The 543-nt window shown below is 60.2% G+C and carries 1 protein-coding gene; it reads right to left on the bottom strand.

Going from position 1 to position 543, the window contains the following annotated elements; all coding sequences use genetic code 11:
* On the bottom strand, positions 1-543 hold a 543-nt coding region (locus tag DC522_RS34040), incomplete at both ends, for a DNA topoisomerase IB (RefSeq protein ID WP_133239473.1).

Below are 543 nucleotides of genomic sequence, written 5' to 3'. Positions count from 1 at the left end.
GAACTGAAACCGCAGATGTCGCCGTTATAGGCGTTGACCGCATGCGATGTGACCGAGGCGCGGTCAGCGTTGTCGTCGACATATTGAAACAGGGTCTGACCCGGCAAATCCTGTGTGTTGCGCACGATCGCCGCAACACGACGATCAGCCAGTTTCAGCTTCCATTCCTTGCCGGACTTGCCCTTGAACATGAAGCGCAGCGTCGAGCCGACGATCTCGACATGTTTGTCGCGCAGCGTCGTGAGCCCGAAACTGCCATTATCCCTGGCGTAGGCCGGATTGCCGATCCTGATCAGCGTGTTGTCGAGCAGCCAGACGACCACCGCGAGCACACGCTCGCGAGGCAGGCCATGCCGGCGCAGGTCGCGATCCACTTGCTGTCGCATTGCAGGCAGGGCCTGCGCAAACGGGACCAGACTCGAAAACTTCGCTTCATCGCGCATGCTGAGCCAATCGGGATGATAGAGATATTGCCGGCGGCCACGCGCATCCCTGCCGATGGCCTGGATGTGTCCCTTGTCGTCGCGACAAATCCAGACCTGC

This window comes from Microvirga sp. KLBC 81, assembly GCF_003075415.1.
GTDB lineage: Bacteria > Pseudomonadota > Alphaproteobacteria > Rhizobiales > Beijerinckiaceae > Microvirga.
Note: the sequence above shows the minus strand (reverse complement) of the source record. Positions and strands in the feature narration are given on the sequence as shown.